We start from the raw sequence: 14,296 nt of genomic DNA, 5'->3' as shown, positions 1-14,296 counted from the left end.
CCTGCTTTGGCAGCCACGCCATGTCCATCCACTCCGTCTCCCACCGCCCCGTCATCGCTCCCCACCTCCAGCCTGTGTCGTCGCCAGCCCAGCGGGTGGAGTGCACCCCGGCGTCGCGGCCTGGGAATGACCTGCGGCGGATGCTCATGACGGACTCCTTCGAGCAGGGCCCGCGCAGGCCAGGCGAGGTCATGGGTGCCTTCGACAAGACCTTGAATCAGGTGTCGCAGGTGCTCGGCGAGCTCATGCACCTGCGGAAGGGCCTGGAGGGACAGCAGGGACGCCCGCTTGTCGACCTGAGCGGAGGCGCGGCTCTCTCGCCCTCCAAGGCCTCGGCGTCCACCGGTGCGGCCAACACCCAGCCCCTGGGTCCTGGCTCCGAGGCGGGTCCCGGGTTCGGTGCTCCATCCGCCGGTTCTACCGAGCAGGTGGATCCGAGCACGCCGTGGCTGGCCAAGAACAACGTTGGCTCGCCGTACAACAGCAACATGCTGCTCATCGAGCCGAGCCAGAAGAGCCAGTACAAGTACACGAACACGTTCACCAACGACACGAACCAGCCGCAGACCATCACCCTCTGGAACAAGACGGGCGAGAACGGCAACCCGAACGACGGACAGAACTTCGACAAGAGCACGCCCAAGACGTTCACGCTGCAGCCCGGCGAGTCGCGAATCGTGGCGTTCGACACCAACAGCAGTGTGGCGTGGTGCGCATCGAAGGACGGCACGGCGAAGCCGGGCGCGAACTCCGGTCAGACCTGGGGCGAGGCGACGTTCGCGAACGGCGCCACGGGCTGGAGCGGCTACGACACCAGCCAGATCAGCCCCGCGGGCCACAATGGCAAGATGTCCATCTCGAACGAGGCCACGGGTCACACCGTGACGGAGGCCAACGCATGGCAGACGCCCTCGGATGACCCCTCGGGCCGCGATGTGGGTGTCCCCGCCGGCCCGCTGAACCTGGTCACGACCTTCAGCTGAGTCGTGTCCATCGCAACGGCCAGGGAGCCGCGTAAGTGGCTGGAACTCCTACGAAAACCGCTCCCTCGTGCCCTCGGGTTTCTCCTCCGGCGTCTCTATCCGGTGGGGGGACGCAACCTTGGTCCCCCAAAATCCGAGAATTCTTCATGTCCAATAAGATTGGTCCCCGAGCGGTCGTCCTGAAGGCCGGTTCGCACGGACCGGCGGTGCGGAAACTCGAGAACGAGTTGAAGGAGCGCGGGCTGCTCAAAGGTCCCGTCGATGGCCACTACGATCGGCGGACGGCCGAAGCGGTGAAGCGCTTCGAGCGCGCCAACGACCGCAAGGTGGACGGACAGGTCGGAAGCTGGATCTACAACAAGCTCCAACTCGGCGATCGCTTCGACGGGCCCAAGGGAAACCAGGGCGGTGGTTCGGTGCACGGCGGCAGCCCGGACAACGCGGGTGACACCGGCAAGACCGGGACGTTCCGGACGGTGACCGCGAACATCAAGTCCAACCCGGAGATGCCGCAGGCCCAGGTCCTCCACGATGTGCGCAAGGCCGCGGCGCAGGGTGATCTGATCGGCTGGCAGGAGATCAGTCCCCCCCGGTACTTCGACGCCATCAAGAGCCTCGGCAAGGAGTGGGGCCACTACATGCCGAAGGATGGCAACCTCCGCATCCCCGTTCCCATCTCCTGGAAGAAGTCCGAGTGGGACCTCCAGGACGCGGGCTTCAAGCGCACCCACGACGGCAAGGCCAAGGTGTCGCCGCATCGGTACATCACCTGGGCGAAGCTGAAGAACAAGGAGACCGGTGAGGATGTCGTGCGGATCAACACCCACCTCGTCTCCGGCGCCTGGACGAAGTCCAAGCTGGGCCGCCCGACCACCCCCTGGCGGCAGGAGATGTGGAAGAAGCACATGGCGCAGCTCGACTCGATGGTCGAGCGCTTCGAGAAGCAGGGGCTCAAGGTCGTGGTGGGCGGTGACTTCAATCGCAACCACTACAAGGTGCTCGGTAACGACGTGGTCTACGACAACAAGCTCAACGTCGGGACCCACGGCAGCAGCACGCTCGATTACCTGATGCACACCCGGGATCGGGAGCTGGAGCACGTCCGGACGAAGTACGAGCGCGGTCTCCACTCCGACCACGACGCGGTCGTGGCGACCTACCGGCTCAAGTAGCCGGCTGGGCCCTCCACACCGCCCGGGGGGCTTGCGTCTCCCCGGACGGCGCGAGTCACTGCGCGCGGGCTACTCCACCCAGTTGATCTTGCCCAGACCGGCGGGGATGAGATCACACACGTAGACGGTGTGGTCGTAGGGGTTGTTGTCGTAGACGCCCCGAGCCGCGATGCAGCGCGCGTTCGAAGGATACGGGGCGTTCAGGTCCTGCGCGAGCTGCTGGCAGGGCGCGTGGTCCGTCAAACCTCCGCACTCCTCGGTGCACTGGTCAGCGCTGATCCAATACGGGTTGTAGGTGGGGTACGAGTCCATCTCGTGCCAACACAGCCCGGACGCACAGTCCGTATCGGCGTTACAGCCGGTGCCGGTGGCGTTCAGGCTCTGCGTCTGCCCCTCGAGCGCCGGGGTCTGTTCGGGGGCCGTGCTGCCACAGGCGGCGAGGCCCAGCGAGATCAACGAGACGGACACTGCGAGGAAGTTCCGCATGGAGGAAGTCCTTTCCAGGTGAAGAGAGAGAGGGAAAACAATCATTCCTCGCGAGCAAAGCCAAGTGGCCTTCTCGTGAATTCTAGGTGTGCCCCACGCTCACACTCTTCGTGTCTCCGGCTGACGCCCAATGCGGCCGATGCAGTATCCGCACGGCCATGCACGCGAGGTTCGCCCCCGGCCCGGTACCGAGGAGCAGGAGGGTGTCTCCCGCGTCCAGCTCGCCGGAGACGAGGAGGTGGTCCAGCGAGAGCACCTGGTCGCTGGCGCCGACGTGTCCGATGGTGCGGCCGTACTCCCAGGTCAACCTGGACATGGGCAGTCCGAGCGGGACCGCGGCGCGTTCCCGTACCCGCTCCTCGGACCAGTTGACGAAGGCGACCCGGGTGATTCCAGACATGTCCAGGTTCGCTTCCTGGAGGGTCTTGTCGACGACGGTCCGCAGGGTCCTGTTCATCGTCGCCGCCATTTCCCGCGGGTCCACGCTCGTGGTCGAGAACCACTGCTCCTTGGCCCTCCCGAGGTCGAGCTGTGTGGTGCCCAGGGTCACCTCCGGCGGGAACAAGGGGGTCGAGCCCCGGTGCCTGTCCTCGTACTGGGGGAGTGTCACCGAGTTGATCGCCTCCAGGCGTGCGAAGCCGGTCCTCCGGGTGAGCAGCAGCGCGCACGCACCGTCGCCGAGCGGGGAGTGCGGAGTGGAGCGCCATCGGTCGATCATCGGGGTGCCGTAGTTGTCCGCCGCGGTGATCAGCGCGGCCGTGTGCTCCGGTGCCGCCATCAGGTGAGCCGCGGCCAGTTCGCAGGCGCTGAACATGCCCATGCAGGCCTGCCGGATCTCCGCCGCGGTCGCCTGCCCGGCGCCGGTGTGCCGCTGGACGTAGTACTGGGGACACCAGCCGTGTGGTCCCTGGAACCAGGTGCTGACGTACAGCAGGAGGCTCAGCGCCGCCGGGTCCTGGCCGGCGCGATGCATCGCCTGCCTGCTCGCCCGGAGCGCCATCTCCGGCGCGGGCAGATCGCCTGCGATCGTAACGCTCGTGATGCCGTACCGTCTGGCCTCGGCCTCGCCCAGGTGTCCCCGGGCCACGGCCCACTCGACTGGCACACGATCGGGAAGGTGGACCCCGGTGGCACCGATGAACACGCCTGGGGTTTTCATGAGAGCTCCCTGTCCGCCTGGTACGGGGCGCGCAGCTCCCGCTTGAGCACCTTGCCGGTGGGCGCCTTCGGCAACCCGGCGATGAACTCCACCGAGCGGGGTTTCTGGTAGGAGGCCAGGTGCCTGCGGGCGACGCCGATGATGTCCTCCGCTGTCGCCGTCTGGTTCGGTTTGAGCACCACGAAGGCCTTCACCGATTCTCCCCATTGCTCGTCGGGCACGCCGATCACGGCGCACTCCAGGACGGCCGGGTGTCTGCCGATCGCCTCCTCCACCTCGACGCTGTAGATCTTCTCTCCACCCGAGATGATCATGTCCTTCAGCCGGTCGACGATGTACAGGTAGCGCTCGTCATCCCAGGTGGCCACATCGCCGGTCCGCATCCACCCGTCCTGGAGGATGGCCGCGGTCAGGTCCGGCCGCCGGAAGTAGCCGAGCATGTTGGCCTGGCTGCGGACCACGATCTCTCCGGGAGTCCTTCCGTCGCGCGGCACGTCGTGGCCATTCGCGTCGACGACCCGGATCCGGGTGCCGAAGCCCTCGCGGCCACAGGAGCGCAGCCGGTGTGGATGGATGCCCCGCAGCGCGTTGCGGTGGTCCTCCTGGGACAGGAACGACATGGTCACTCCTTCCGTCTGCCCGTATCCCTGGATCAAATCGCACGGGAAGGCCTCCGCCGTCGCGCGCACCATCGCGCTGGGCATCGGGCCGCCGCCGTACTGGATGTTGCGCAGACTCGACAGGTCGTAGGTGTCGAACCCCGGTACCTCCAGCATCCAGTTGAGCATCGTGGTGATGCCGAGGAACGCGGAGACCCGCTCCTGCTCGATGACTTCCAGCGTCCGCCGGGCGTCGAAGTTCATCAGCACCACGGGGCAGCCGTGGGCCAGGTAGTTCATCGAGAGCACCACGGGGATGTGGAACATCTGCCCGGTGAGCAGGTAGATGTCCGAGGGCACGATCCGCTCCGCCACCGTCTGGTTGAGCATCCCGGCGGCCACACTGCGATGGCTGTGCACCACGCCCTTGGCCGTTCCGGTCGTGCCGCCGGTGTAGAGGATGAAGCAGGGGTGGGCATCCCGGACCTGTTCGCTCCAGGGCGGCTCGGTATCCGGCGCCGAGGCGAGGAGCTCCTCATAACTGCCATCCCCGGCGGGTCCACAGTAGAGCAGGCGCACCAGGTCGGCCGTCCGGCCCAGCGCCTCGGCCACGTGCCGGAACTCGGCCGAGGCGACCAGGACGGCGGGTTGGGCGTCGGCGACGAGGGTACGCAGCGCCTCGGTGGACAGCCGCCAATTCAAGGGTTGCAGCACCAGACCCGCGCGGCCCACCGCGAAGTAGAGCTCCTGGTACTCGATGCTGTTGCGGCTGAGCACGGCCACGCGGTCACCGGAGCGCAAGCCCAGTGCCCGCAGGCCATTGGCCAGCTTGCGCACCCGGGTGTCCAGGGTGGCCCAGTCGATGCGCCGCTGGTGGGTGATGTCGACCAGCGCGGTTCGCCGGGGCGTGAGGGCAGCCCACTTGGCGGGGATCAGTCCGAGGTTCATCGCGGGCTCCAGCCGTCAGTGGGGGAGGTCGAGCTCGATGTGCCGGGCGCGGAACCGCCAGGACGCTCCGGCCTGGACCACCTCGTCGGTATAGGTCCCGGTGGACAGCACCTCGATGCGTCCGTTCCGCACCGAGAGCAGCGTCAGATACGACCGCGCGGTGGCCGTGCCGGGACCAGAGGGGCCGACGACCAGGTTCGTGCACAGGTGCCGCCTGCGATCGTCCTGCGCCGCGGCGGAGTCCCGCATCAGGCGCATGATCTCCGCCTGTCCCCGGAACGGTCCGGCCAGGCCGCCGCCGACGACTCGCAGGGTCAGCGACGCATCCGGGGTGAAGCACTCGACGAGCGCGTCCCAGTCGCGGGTGTCGTAGGCCCACGCGTATCTCGCGAGCAGGTCGGCGATGGACTCACGCGGATGAATGCCAGACGTCTTCTTGTCCGTGAGCTCGAGGACGGACGGTGCGGTCTTGCTGTTGCCTTCGGGCATGCTCTTGTCTCGGTTCCTGTTCCGGATGAGGCAGCCGGTAACGCTGACGAGAGTAGAGGGGCACATCTCGGAGAAGAACACCCGGAAGAGGGAGAGGGCGTTCACCCTCCTGATGCGCCAGCCGAATGGGGACACGTGTGGATGGGAGGAGGCGGCTTGATTGACGCTCGGCGGGGTGGGTACGTTGCCCCTGTGATGACACTGAAAAGCGAGCGCAGTCACTGGCACACGGGCGTCGTTGCGGGTCTCATCGTTCTCGCCTGGTGCAGCGCCTGTTCGCCGCCCTCGGACTGTCCCTCCGCCCAACGGACGGTCGAGATGATCGTCAACCCCGAGCTCGGTTCCACCATCGATCCCGGTCTCGAGCGCTTCGCCCAGGATCTCTGCGCGGACGGCTACGATGTGACCGAAACCCGTCGTTCGTTCGAGTCGCCGGTGGAACTGCGTGAGCACCTGCGGGCGCGTCGCTCGGCGCTGGGGAGCCGCCTCGACGGAGTCATCCTCGTTGGAGAGGCCCCACGCGCCTACCAGTATGTGACCCTGGAGTCGGGCAACCCCAGCATCCCTCCCTTCTCCGAGGAGGTGATCTCCTACCAGTTCTACGCCGATCTCGATGGCAGCTTCACGGCGTCGCCGGGGTATCACTCTCCAGGAGGGCGGACGTACTCATACGACCAGCACGAGGGCGACGTCGATTGGGAGATCTGGGTGGGCGTGCTGCCCATCTACCAGAGCAGCGTGAGCGACACCGAATCGGCGCTCGTCCGCTTTTTCGACAAGAACCACGCCTATCGCACGGGCGTCGATCCGCTGCCATGTGCCTTCATCGAGGTCAGCGAGCACTTCACGGCCACGACGAGCGAGGAGCACGAGCGCATCCTGGCCGACATGAGATCGGGCATCTATTCGTGGCAACCCTTCAGCGAGGAAAGCTCGGCCCGCCTTTACTTCGACAGCCCGCCGGGGGGCCTGAGCGTCGATCAGGGCTATGCCGCTCTGCGCAGCGGCGCGGCCGATTTCTTCGTTGGGGGCGCCCATGGATGGGCGGGCGCGCATGGCAAGCTGACGATCGAACAGGTCGAGTCCAATCCCGTCAGGACGGTCTTCTTCTGGAGCGATGGCTGTTCCGTCGGAAACCTGGACCGCGGGGAGAACTTCCTGAGCTCGGTCCTCTACAGCCCGACGAGCCGCGTGCTCGTGGCCAAGGGAACGACCAACAATTCCGGTGGCATGGGCAACAATCAGGATGGGTACTTCGGACACAACGTCGCGGCCGCGCTGTCGCGGGGCGAGAGCCTCGGGGCGGCGATTCGGAGCCACGTGAACGTCCCGCTCATCTACCCCTGGAACGAGGCGCGCGAGTTTCACATGGCGACGTCGGTCGTCCTGGGGGATCCCACGCTGAAGCTGCGGCGGTAGCGCGGGAAGGTGTCGCGATGACAGCCGGTGCGGAGATGAAGGGCTACGAGGAGCTGGCTCCCCCCGCCAGCATGGCGGAGGTGGTGGATGCGTTCTGGCGCTACTCCGCGCCACCCCGAGGCGCGGGAACCGGGCCCGAGCTCCATCGGATACTGCCGGACGGCTGCACCGACCTCATCTTTCACTACCGGGACACGGGAAGCCCGGTGTGGATGGCCAACCCGTCCCTCGAGGTGGTTGGCCCCATGGAGCGCTTCGCCCTCGTCCCCATCGAGCCTGGCTCGGTGAGCCTGGGCATCCGATTCAAGCCGGGGTGGGCGCTCGCGCTGCTCGGCGTGAGTCCCCGTGAGCTCCGTGGGCTCAGTGTTCCCGTTGCGGACTGCTCGCCTGCGCTCGCCCTGCTCCAGCGGCGGCTCGAGGACTGCCGCTCATCCGCGGAGGCCCAGGCGCTCCTCCGGGAGAGCGTCGCCCGGAGGCTGGCGTCCTTCGGGCAGGCGCCGCGGTCCCGAGCCACCCAGGCCCTGGGCTGGCTCCAGTCCTCGGGGGGGCAGGTGCGAATGTCCTCGCTGGCGCGGACGCTGGGGGTGAGCGAGCGCACCCTGCACCGGGACGTGCTGGACGAGGCGGGAGTGCCACCGAAGCTGCTGGCCCGGGTGCTGCGCTTCCAGCGAGCCGTGGCGATGCTTCGCTCCAGCGCGGGGGAGGACCTGAGCGCCGTGGCGCTCGCGTGCGGCTACGCCGACCAGGCGCATCTCTCGCGAGAAGTTCGAGACCTGGCGGGCCTCACGCCCACGGCGCTTCAGCTCGAGGGATGAACCCTGTCCGATTCCTTCAAGACAAGCCGGGGCGGGCCGTGCGAAGAGCGCCGCACGCTGTTCCACCTGTGCACTGGAGTCCGCCGCCATGAAGCTCGGCTACGTCATCCTCTACGTCGCGAACGTGCCCGCCACCGTCGATTTCTACGAGAAGGCCTTTGGCCTGCAACGCCGCTTCCTCCACGAGAGTGGCCAGTACGCGGAGATGGAGACCGGTGCGACGGCGCTGGCGTTCGCCGCGGAGGAGATGGCGAAGGACAATGGCCTCACCGTGCGCTTCAACCGGCCGAAGGAGGACGCGGCGGCGGTGGAGGTGGCGCTCGTCACGTCAGATGTCAAGGCCGCCTATGAGCGCGCCGTGAAGGCGGGCGCCGGGGCCGCGCAGCCTCCCAAGCAGAAGCCCTGGGGGCAGACGGTTGCCTACGTGAGAGACCTCGACGGAGTCCTCGTGGAGCTCTGTACGCCGATCTCCTCCTGAGGGAGCCCGGAGCATCGTGAAAGGGTGATGATGGAAGGGGCTCGACAATCACCGCTGGCTGGGGTTCGCTTCTCCCGCCTCCGCGGCACTGTCCCCCCGCGGACCGCCTGCCCCCATGCGTTGGTTCGCGCTCCTCTTCCTGCTCTGCTCTACCGCAGCCGTGGCTGCTCCCGAGAGTCCCCCCCGCGGAACCTCCCGCAAGAAGCCGAAGGCTCCTCCGCGGGAGGCGAGCCCCGAGCCTCCTCCCCGGCCGGCTCCGACGAAGCCGGCGGAGGAGAAGAAGGAGATGCGTTACTCCCTCGCACTCGCGGGTGGCGCGTTCTACGGCGGTGGCTTCAACCGTGGTCCCCAGGGCTCGGTGCAGCTCACCCTGACGCCACCCGGCTGGGGCCGCTTCTCCATCGACGTGGAGCTCGGCTGGCGGCTGGCGCGCTTCAAGGCGAATGTCCCCGACGCCGGAGTGGGGGTCTCCGCCATGCATTCCATCCCACTCCTCGCGGTGGGGCGGATGAACCTCGTGAGTATGAAATACCTCGGCGTGGACGTGCGCGTCGGCGTGGGGCCGTCGCTGGCGCTGCATCACCTCTCGAGCAACTTCTCCGAGAGCTCCGTGCGCTCGGCGCTCGGTTGGGAGTTGCTCGCGGGGGCGCAGCTTCGCTTCCCCCTGGGGGCGATCGAGCCGTTCCTCGATGGGCGGGTGGGGCTCGGCGAGGCGTACATCCCCTTCGTCACCGGACGCTCGACGGGTGTGCAGGGGCTCCTCGGTGTGAGGTATCAGTTGCCATGAGAAAGCTCGTCTTCATCGCCGCGCCGTTTCTGCTCCTGGCTTGTCAGGACTGGCCGGAGCCGGTCATCCACTCGGTCTCGCCGCCGGAGATGCGCGCGAGCGAGTCCACGGAGCTCGCCATCGACGCGGAGCTGATCCTTCCCGCGGCTGTCGATTACAGCAAGGGGACCATCGAGGTGGACACCCAGGTGTCGGTGCGCGTCGGGTCGCTCGATGTGCCCACGCTCGCCGTCTCGCCCGAGGGCGTCGTTTCCACCCGCGTTCCGTCGGTGCTCACGCCCGGCAGCTACGACGTGAAGGTGACGCTCGGGGACGGCCGCACCGCCGTACGCCCGGGCGGCCTCACCATCGTCGAGGGGGAGTGGCCGGAGGGCTACAGCATCGACCCCATTGGCCCGCAGCGGCGCCTGGTGCCCTTCACGCTGACGGTGCGCGCGACCGGCGCTGGCGCGGCGGCTTTCCGCGGCAACGTGCGTCTGGAGACAGGGGTTGGCAGCACCGTCGGCCCGCGCGTGAGTGAGCCCTTCGTGGACGGGGTGCTCACGCAGCAGGTCGTGGTCGACTCCACCCAGGCGGACATGGCCATCCGCGTCACCGACATCGCCGGCCACGTGGCCACGTCGAACACGTTCCTGCTGCAGTGACGGGCGGGCCTATCTGTCCCAGACGAGTTCCAGCTTCTTCAGCGCACGGAAGAAGAAGCTGGGCTCGTACTCGGGGACGAAGCCGGGCGCGAGGCGCAGGTGGGGCAGCCGCTCGCGGAGCACCTCGAAGGCGACGCGGGCCTCGAGCCGGGCCAGGGGCGCGCCAATGCAGAAGTGGATGCCCCAGCCGAAGCCGATGTGCCGGCCCACCTGCGGACGTTGGACGTTGAAGGTCTCCGGGTCCGGGAACGCTCGCTCATCGCGGTTGCCCGCGCCGTAGACGATATTCAAGCGCGCGCCCTGGGGAATCGCGACTCCGCCCAGTTCGGTGGCCTCCTTGGCGACGCGGGGCTCCATCTGCACCGGCGAGGTGAAACGCACGGTCTCCTCGATGGCCGCCTCGAGCAGTTTCGGGTCATCCCGTACCGCTTGCCATTGCTCGGGGTTCCGCAACAGGTTGTACAGCAGGCTGCTGATGAGGCTCGTGGTCGTCTCGTGGCCCGCGCTCAGCAGAATCATCATCTGTGAGATCATCTCCGCGGTCGTGAAGGGCTTCTCTCCGTCCACCCGGGCCTGGACGAGCGCCGTCGTCAGGTCCCCGGTGGGGTGGGCGGCACGGTCCGCGAGCAGGCCGGCGTAGTAGTTCTGGTAGTCGACGCAGCTCTGGGCCGCGACATGCTGCTCCTCCAGGGGAGTCTGTGGGCTGAAGAGCTTCATCCAGGTGTCATGCCATTGCTTGACGCGGCGCATGTCCTCACGGGGCACGCCCAGCAGGTCGGCGATCACCGTCATGGGCAGCGGATGAGCCAGGGCCTCCACGAGGTCGACGTGTCCCTGATGGGCGAACTGCTCGACGAGGCCCTCGGTCAGCGTCCGGATACCCGCTTCCATCTCCGCGACACGCTGGGCGGTGAAGGCCTTGCTGAACAGCGCACGCACGCGGGTATGGCCCGGCGGGTCATTGTTGAACAAGCCCGGCGCGAGGGGGTAATGGGCCTTGGCGAGCACGGCCTCGATCTCCGCGGGCAGGACCACCGGGCTGTCCAGGTTGTGGAGCGAGGAGAAGAGGGTCGGACTCTTCAGGACGCGGTTGATCAGCTCATGGCTCGTCACGAGCCAGACGTTGAACTGCGGGCAATAGGCGACGGGCGCCTCGCTCCGTGCTCGGGCATAGAAGGGGTAGGGATTGCTCTGGAAGGCCGGATCGAACGGGTTGTAGGCCTGACCAATGGCCGCGGTGGGGTGGACGGTGGGCGCTTCCGGTGGTGCGGCGTTCATGCTCGGTCTCCTGGGGCGGGTGGAAACTGCCGGGTATGAGACCTATCGTAGGGCTTTGCCCGGCGCTCGGGCGCGGATCATCCAGCAGGCGGCGTTGAAGCGGACTTCCGTTCCGTGCACATAGGGCTCGAAAGCGGCGCGGACCGTTTCGATGACCTGGGTGCGAATCCGCTCGTCCACCTCGTGAAGGACCAGGCCGAGGGGACCGAATCGGCTCAGGTAACGGATCAACTCCTTCTCGGGCAGGGTGCAGGCTACATCGATTGGCTGGATGTCGATCCCGGCCCAGCCGCTTTCCTCCAGGATGCGGTGGACCCGGTGCTGGTCCGCGAAGGCGAACGGCCCAGGCGCGTCCGGACGGCGAGCGGGGAGGTTCGGCAGGAGCGGCGCCGCGGTGCGCTCGGCCGTCGTCATGAATGGATTGTCCGAAAGACTTCGCCAGGCGACGAAACGCAATGGGGCGTCGTCCTTCACGGCACGCCTCATGTTCGCGAAGGCTCGGACGGGGTCGTCGAAGAACATGACGCCGAAACGTGAAATGAGCATGTCGAAGCTCGCGGGTTCGAATGCGTGGTCTTGCGCGTTGGCGCGGATGAAGCTTGCCGGCACGCCTTCCTGTTCGGCGCGGGCCCGGGCGGCGGCGAGCATCGGATCCGAAATGTCGATGCCAACGCAGCGGCCCTCCGCGCCGAGCCGCCGTGCGACTGCGAGCGTCATGCCGCCCGTACCGCAGCCGATGTCGAGCACCTGGTGCCCGGAGTTGGCGGGGACCTCTGCCACGAGCAGGTCTTCGATCGGCTTGTACATCCGGTCGAGCATCTCCTGCTCCTCGGACCAGGCGCGCCCAGCAACGCCATTCCAATACTTCGTCTGCTCGTCACCCGTCTGGCTCATGGCCTTCATGCGCTTCTCCTTTGGCGTGCCTTCGAGAACCGAAAGCCGTACTGTGCCACTTCAAGCCGACTTGAGGTCAAGAGAGTGAAAGACCTGGACATCAGCGAGGTGGCGCGGCGGTCCGGCGTTCCTGCCTCGACGTTGCGGTTCTATGAGGAGAAGGGGCTGATTGCCTCTATCGGCAGGCGGGGCCTGCGCCGTTTGTTCGAGCCCGGCGTGCTGGAAAGGCTGGCATTGATCGCGCTGGGACGCGCCGCTGGTTTCTCACTCGATGAGATTGCGTTGATGTTCGCGCCGGATGGGCGGCCGCGCATCGATCGGCGGATGCTCGAGGCCAAGGCGGAGGAGTTGGACAGGACGATCCGCGAGCTCAGCGCCATGCGTGACGGCCTGCGGCACGCCGCTGCCTGCCCCGCGCCGAGCCACATGGAATGCCCTACCTTCCGTCGCATCGTGCGGGACGCCGCCTCTGGAGCGATGAGCTCGCGAAGGAAGAGGGCTTTTTAATCCTTTGAATAATCGTTCGGGAGGACAGTCCATGTCGCCGTAGTTCACGACACCCCCAAACTTCTGGACTCCTCACCATGCGCACCCTGACCCGTCAGGCGCGTGCCGGCATCCTGCTGGCCGCCTCCCTGTTGCCCTTTTCCGCTCTCGCTCAGACCACCCCCGAGATCTCGCCGGAGGCTGCTCCGGAGAGCGCTCCCGTTGAAGCCTCGCAAGACCCCGCGCAGGAGGTTGCCCCGGAAAGTGCTCCTCCGGAAGCCGTGCAGAGTAGTCCCCAGCCGGAGGCCTATCCCTCCAGTCCTCCGCCCGTTCCCGAGATCATTCCCACCCGCAAGAGCCTCTGGCGTTACTCGGCCAAGCCCGGAGCCACCCAACTCGATATCGGGGCCTCGGTTGGCTTCAACAGCCCCTCGGGCATCTACGGTGCGGAGGTCGAGTACCGCATGTACCCGATCCTGGGCCTGCGCCTGAGTGGCGGCCAGGGCGCATGGGGCACGCGGGTGGGCCCGCAGGTGCGTCTCTATCCGCTCGGCGAGGTGGTCTTGAGCCCCTTCCTCGAGGCGGGAGTGAGCCTCAACTTCGGAGGGGAGACCTGGTCGGAGATCGACGGCGTGCGGACCTACGCGGACATGCTGCTCACGCCCGTGGGCACCGTGGCGGTGGGCTCGCGCTGGGCCCTCGGCCGCTTGTTCTTCATCTCCTCCCGCGTGGGGTGGAGCTGGCGGATGCGTCAGGACAACGTCCAGGTGCGAGGGGGCGGAGAGCCGGATCTCCTCACGGCGGCCGCCCTCTCCCTGTTACAGCACGAGGGCTTCGTCATCAGCGGCTCCCTGGGCGTGTCGTTCTTCTGAGCGAACCGCCACCCACCGTCGTAGGGGGCCGTCTCCCGAGGTGAGTACGCGCGGGCGGGCGCGGTCGGACGCATCGGGCTGGGGCGGAACGCATCACGTTACGCTCGGGAAAGACGGCCCCACTGCGCTGACGGGCGGGACAGCGCAGTGGGGAAGTCCGTCACGCATTCACCAGGCGCCCCGAGGCTGGAGTCTCCGCGGAGGGAAGAGAGGATGCGCTCGTGGGTCCGGTTGCCTCCTCCATGGTGAGGACCCTCCGGGTGATGAACCGGACGATGAAGTACAGCAGCATCCCCAGCGGGCCATAGAGATACGTCAGCAGGACACAGGGCGCGACAGCCAGGTGGGGCACCTTGCGCCGGAGTGCATCTCGGACCACCCACGCGCCGACGAACAGGTCGAACACCAGGTAGTGAATCCAACAAACCAACGCCGTCCACGGCTCCTGGAAGAGCCGCATGGCGCCCTCGAGGGTCGCCGCGCTGGCGCCCTCGGGAGGGGAGGCCGCGAACAGCAGGAAGCCAAGATGGGCCAGCGCCAGCATCACTGGAATCACCACCGCGTGAACGAGTTTCTGCGTCCACTTCCAGCGCGGAGCGAACACCAGAAGGGCCCACGCGGGTGCAACACCATACGTAAAAACAAGGAACAGGGTTTCGGCTCTCATACAATCCTCCGGTCATGACAGGGGTTCGGGTTCACGACGAACCGACATGCATGAGCCGTGGCGCTGGATGACTTTTCCGGGCAGCCCGCTCCGACACACGTTGAAGAAAGCCTGTCGGGA

The 14,296-nt window shown here is 67.1% G+C and carries 16 protein-coding genes; 9 read left to right on the top strand and 7 right to left on the bottom strand.

The genetic code is table 11. The features are described from left to right. Positions 1-20 precede the first annotated feature (20 nt). Positions 21-983, top strand: a complete 963-nt coding sequence (locus BO221_RS04395; RefSeq protein ID WP_073559009.1) for a hypothetical protein — start codon at positions 21-23, stop codon at positions 981-983. Positions 984-1,129: 146 nt separating this feature from the next. Beyond that, entirely contained in the window at positions 1,130-2,155 is a 1,026-nt protein-coding gene (locus tag BO221_RS04390) for a peptidoglycan-binding protein (RefSeq protein ID WP_073559008.1), read from the top strand. Positions 2,156-2,224: 69 nt separating this feature from the next. On the opposite strand, the gene BO221_RS04385 is transcribed toward BO221_RS04390, so the two are convergent. The 4 genes from BO221_RS04385 to BO221_RS04370 all read right to left on the bottom strand — a co-directional run bounded on the left by BO221_RS04385 (position 2,225) and on the right by BO221_RS04370 (position 5,836). Next, entirely contained in the window at positions 2,225-2,641 is a 417-nt protein-coding gene (locus tag BO221_RS04385) for a hypothetical protein (protein WP_073559007.1), read from the bottom strand. Positions 2,642-2,723: 82 nt separating this feature from the next. Beyond that, complete coding sequence (locus BO221_RS04380) at positions 2,724-3,800, bottom strand: ketoacyl-ACP synthase III family protein (protein WP_073559006.1); 1,077 nt, start codon at positions 3,798-3,800, stop codon at positions 2,724-2,726. Beyond that, positions 3,797-5,347: an AMP-binding protein gene (locus BO221_RS04375; RefSeq protein WP_073559005.1), complete on the bottom strand. Its 1,551-nt coding sequence runs from the start codon at positions 5,345-5,347 to the stop codon at positions 3,797-3,799. Before BO221_RS04375 ends, BO221_RS04380 begins: the two co-directional genes overlap by 4 nt. A gap of 15 nt (positions 5,348-5,362) precedes the next feature. Continuing rightward, positions 5,363-5,836 (bottom strand): nuclear transport factor 2 family protein, encoded by a 474-nt coding sequence (locus BO221_RS04370; protein ID WP_083680734.1) that lies wholly within the window; start codon positions 5,834-5,836, stop codon positions 5,363-5,365. A 195-nt stretch (positions 5,837-6,031) separates the two neighbouring features. Between BO221_RS04370 and BO221_RS04365 the strand changes: the two genes are divergently transcribed. From BO221_RS04365 to BO221_RS04345, 5 genes are all read left to right on the top strand, one after another. After that, complete coding sequence (locus tag BO221_RS04365; protein ID WP_143195249.1) at positions 6,032-7,255, top strand: hypothetical protein; 1,224 nt, start codon at positions 6,032-6,034, stop codon at positions 7,253-7,255. 17 nt (positions 7,256-7,272) lie between these two features. Further along, a complete protein-coding gene (locus tag BO221_RS04360; protein ID WP_073559003.1) occupies positions 7,273-8,070 on the top strand; it encodes a helix-turn-helix domain-containing protein in 798 nt (265 codons plus the stop codon). A gap of 88 nt (positions 8,071-8,158) precedes the next feature. Continuing rightward, a complete protein-coding gene (locus BO221_RS04355; RefSeq protein ID WP_043391788.1) occupies positions 8,159-8,548 on the top strand; it encodes a VOC family protein in 390 nt (129 codons plus the stop codon). A 286-nt stretch (positions 8,549-8,834) separates the two neighbouring features. Beyond that, the gene (locus tag BO221_RS04350; protein WP_143195248.1) at positions 8,835-9,335 is read left to right on the top strand and encodes a hypothetical protein; all 501 of its coding nucleotides are present in this window, start codon (positions 8,835-8,837) and stop codon (positions 9,333-9,335) included. Then, positions 9,332-9,979 carry a hypothetical protein gene (locus BO221_RS04345; protein WP_073559001.1) on the top strand — a complete coding sequence of 216 codons (648 nt, stop codon included), beginning with the start codon at positions 9,332-9,334 and terminating at the stop codon, positions 9,977-9,979. The genes BO221_RS04350 and BO221_RS04345 overlap by 4 nt, the downstream gene beginning before the upstream one ends. A 9-nt stretch (positions 9,980-9,988) precedes the next feature. Here the strand turns inward: BO221_RS04345 and BO221_RS04340 are convergent, their stop codons facing one another. Both BO221_RS04340 and BO221_RS04335 read right to left on the bottom strand, forming a co-directional pair. Then, positions 9,989-11,257 (bottom strand): cytochrome P450, encoded by a 1,269-nt coding sequence (locus BO221_RS04340; RefSeq protein WP_073559000.1) that lies wholly within the window; start codon positions 11,255-11,257, stop codon positions 9,989-9,991. A gap of 42 nt (positions 11,258-11,299) precedes the next feature. Next, entirely contained in the window at positions 11,300-12,160 is an 861-nt protein-coding gene (locus BO221_RS04335) for a class I SAM-dependent methyltransferase (RefSeq protein ID WP_073558999.1), read from the bottom strand. Between the two features lie 75 nt (positions 12,161-12,235). Here BO221_RS04335 and BO221_RS04330 point away from each other — a divergent pair, with 75 nt between their 5' ends. Beyond that, positions 12,236-12,658, top strand: coding sequence for a helix-turn-helix domain-containing protein (locus BO221_RS04330; RefSeq protein ID WP_073558998.1), 423 nt, complete (start codon positions 12,236-12,238; stop codon positions 12,656-12,658). Positions 12,659-12,735: 77 nt separating this feature from the next. Further along, on the top strand, positions 12,736-13,509 hold the full coding sequence (locus BO221_RS04325; RefSeq protein WP_073558997.1) for a hypothetical protein: 774 nt from the start codon (positions 12,736-12,738) through the stop codon (positions 13,507-13,509). Positions 13,510-13,669: 160 nt separating this feature from the next. Here BO221_RS04325 and BO221_RS04320 read toward each other — a convergent pair whose 3' ends face one another. Further along, on the bottom strand, positions 13,670-14,176 hold the full coding sequence (locus tag BO221_RS04320) for an ABA4-like family protein (protein WP_073558996.1): 507 nt from the start codon (positions 14,174-14,176) through the stop codon (positions 13,670-13,672). Between the last annotated feature and the right edge of the window lie 120 nt (positions 14,177-14,296).

Origin of the sequence: Archangium sp. Cb G35 (genome assembly GCF_001896145.1) — a bacterium.
GTDB classification, from domain to species: Bacteria; Myxococcota; Myxococcia; order Myxococcales; family Myxococcaceae; genus Archangium; species Archangium violaceum.
Note: the sequence above shows the minus strand (reverse complement) of the source record. Positions and strands in the feature narration are given on the sequence as shown.

Excerpts from the sequence above, each read along its gene's own strand:
- BO221_RS04395 (WP_073559009.1), top strand. The coding sequence starts at position 21 with ATGTCCATCCACTCCGTCTCCCACCGCCCCGTCATCGCTCCCCACCTC.
- BO221_RS04390 (WP_073559008.1), top strand. The coding sequence starts at position 1,130 with ATGTCCAATAAGATTGGTCCCCGAGCGGTCGTCCTGAAGGCCGGTTCG.
- BO221_RS04385 (WP_073559007.1), bottom strand. The coding sequence starts at position 2,641 with ATGCGGAACTTCCTCGCAGTGTCCGTCTCGTTGATCTCGCTGGGCCTC.
- BO221_RS04380 (WP_073559006.1), bottom strand. The coding sequence starts at position 3,800 with ATGAAAACCCCAGGCGTGTTCATCGGTGCCACCGGGGTCCACCTTCCC.
- BO221_RS04375 (WP_073559005.1), bottom strand. The coding sequence starts at position 5,347 with ATGAACCTCGGACTGATCCCCGCCAAGTGGGCTGCCCTCACGCCCCGG.
- BO221_RS04370 (WP_083680734.1), bottom strand. The coding sequence starts at position 5,836 with ATGCCCGAAGGCAACAGCAAGACCGCACCGTCCGTCCTCGAGCTCACG.
- BO221_RS04365 (WP_143195249.1), top strand. The coding sequence starts at position 6,032 with ATGACACTGAAAAGCGAGCGCAGTCACTGGCACACGGGCGTCGTTGCG.
- BO221_RS04360 (WP_073559003.1), top strand. The coding sequence starts at position 7,273 with ATGACAGCCGGTGCGGAGATGAAGGGCTACGAGGAGCTGGCTCCCCCC.
- BO221_RS04355 (WP_043391788.1), top strand. The coding sequence starts at position 8,159 with ATGAAGCTCGGCTACGTCATCCTCTACGTCGCGAACGTGCCCGCCACC.
- BO221_RS04350 (WP_143195248.1), top strand. The coding sequence starts at position 8,835 with ATGCGTTACTCCCTCGCACTCGCGGGTGGCGCGTTCTACGGCGGTGGC.
- BO221_RS04345 (WP_073559001.1), top strand. The coding sequence starts at position 9,332 with ATGAGAAAGCTCGTCTTCATCGCCGCGCCGTTTCTGCTCCTGGCTTGT.
- BO221_RS04340 (WP_073559000.1), bottom strand. The coding sequence starts at position 11,257 with ATGAACGCCGCACCACCGGAAGCGCCCACCGTCCACCCCACCGCGGCC.
- BO221_RS04335 (WP_073558999.1), bottom strand. The coding sequence starts at position 12,160 with ATGAAGGCCATGAGCCAGACGGGTGACGAGCAGACGAAGTATTGGAAT.
- BO221_RS04325 (WP_073558997.1), top strand. The coding sequence starts at position 12,736 with ATGCGCACCCTGACCCGTCAGGCGCGTGCCGGCATCCTGCTGGCCGCC.
- BO221_RS04320 (WP_073558996.1), bottom strand. The coding sequence starts at position 14,176 with ATGAGAGCCGAAACCCTGTTCCTTGTTTTTACGTATGGTGTTGCACCC.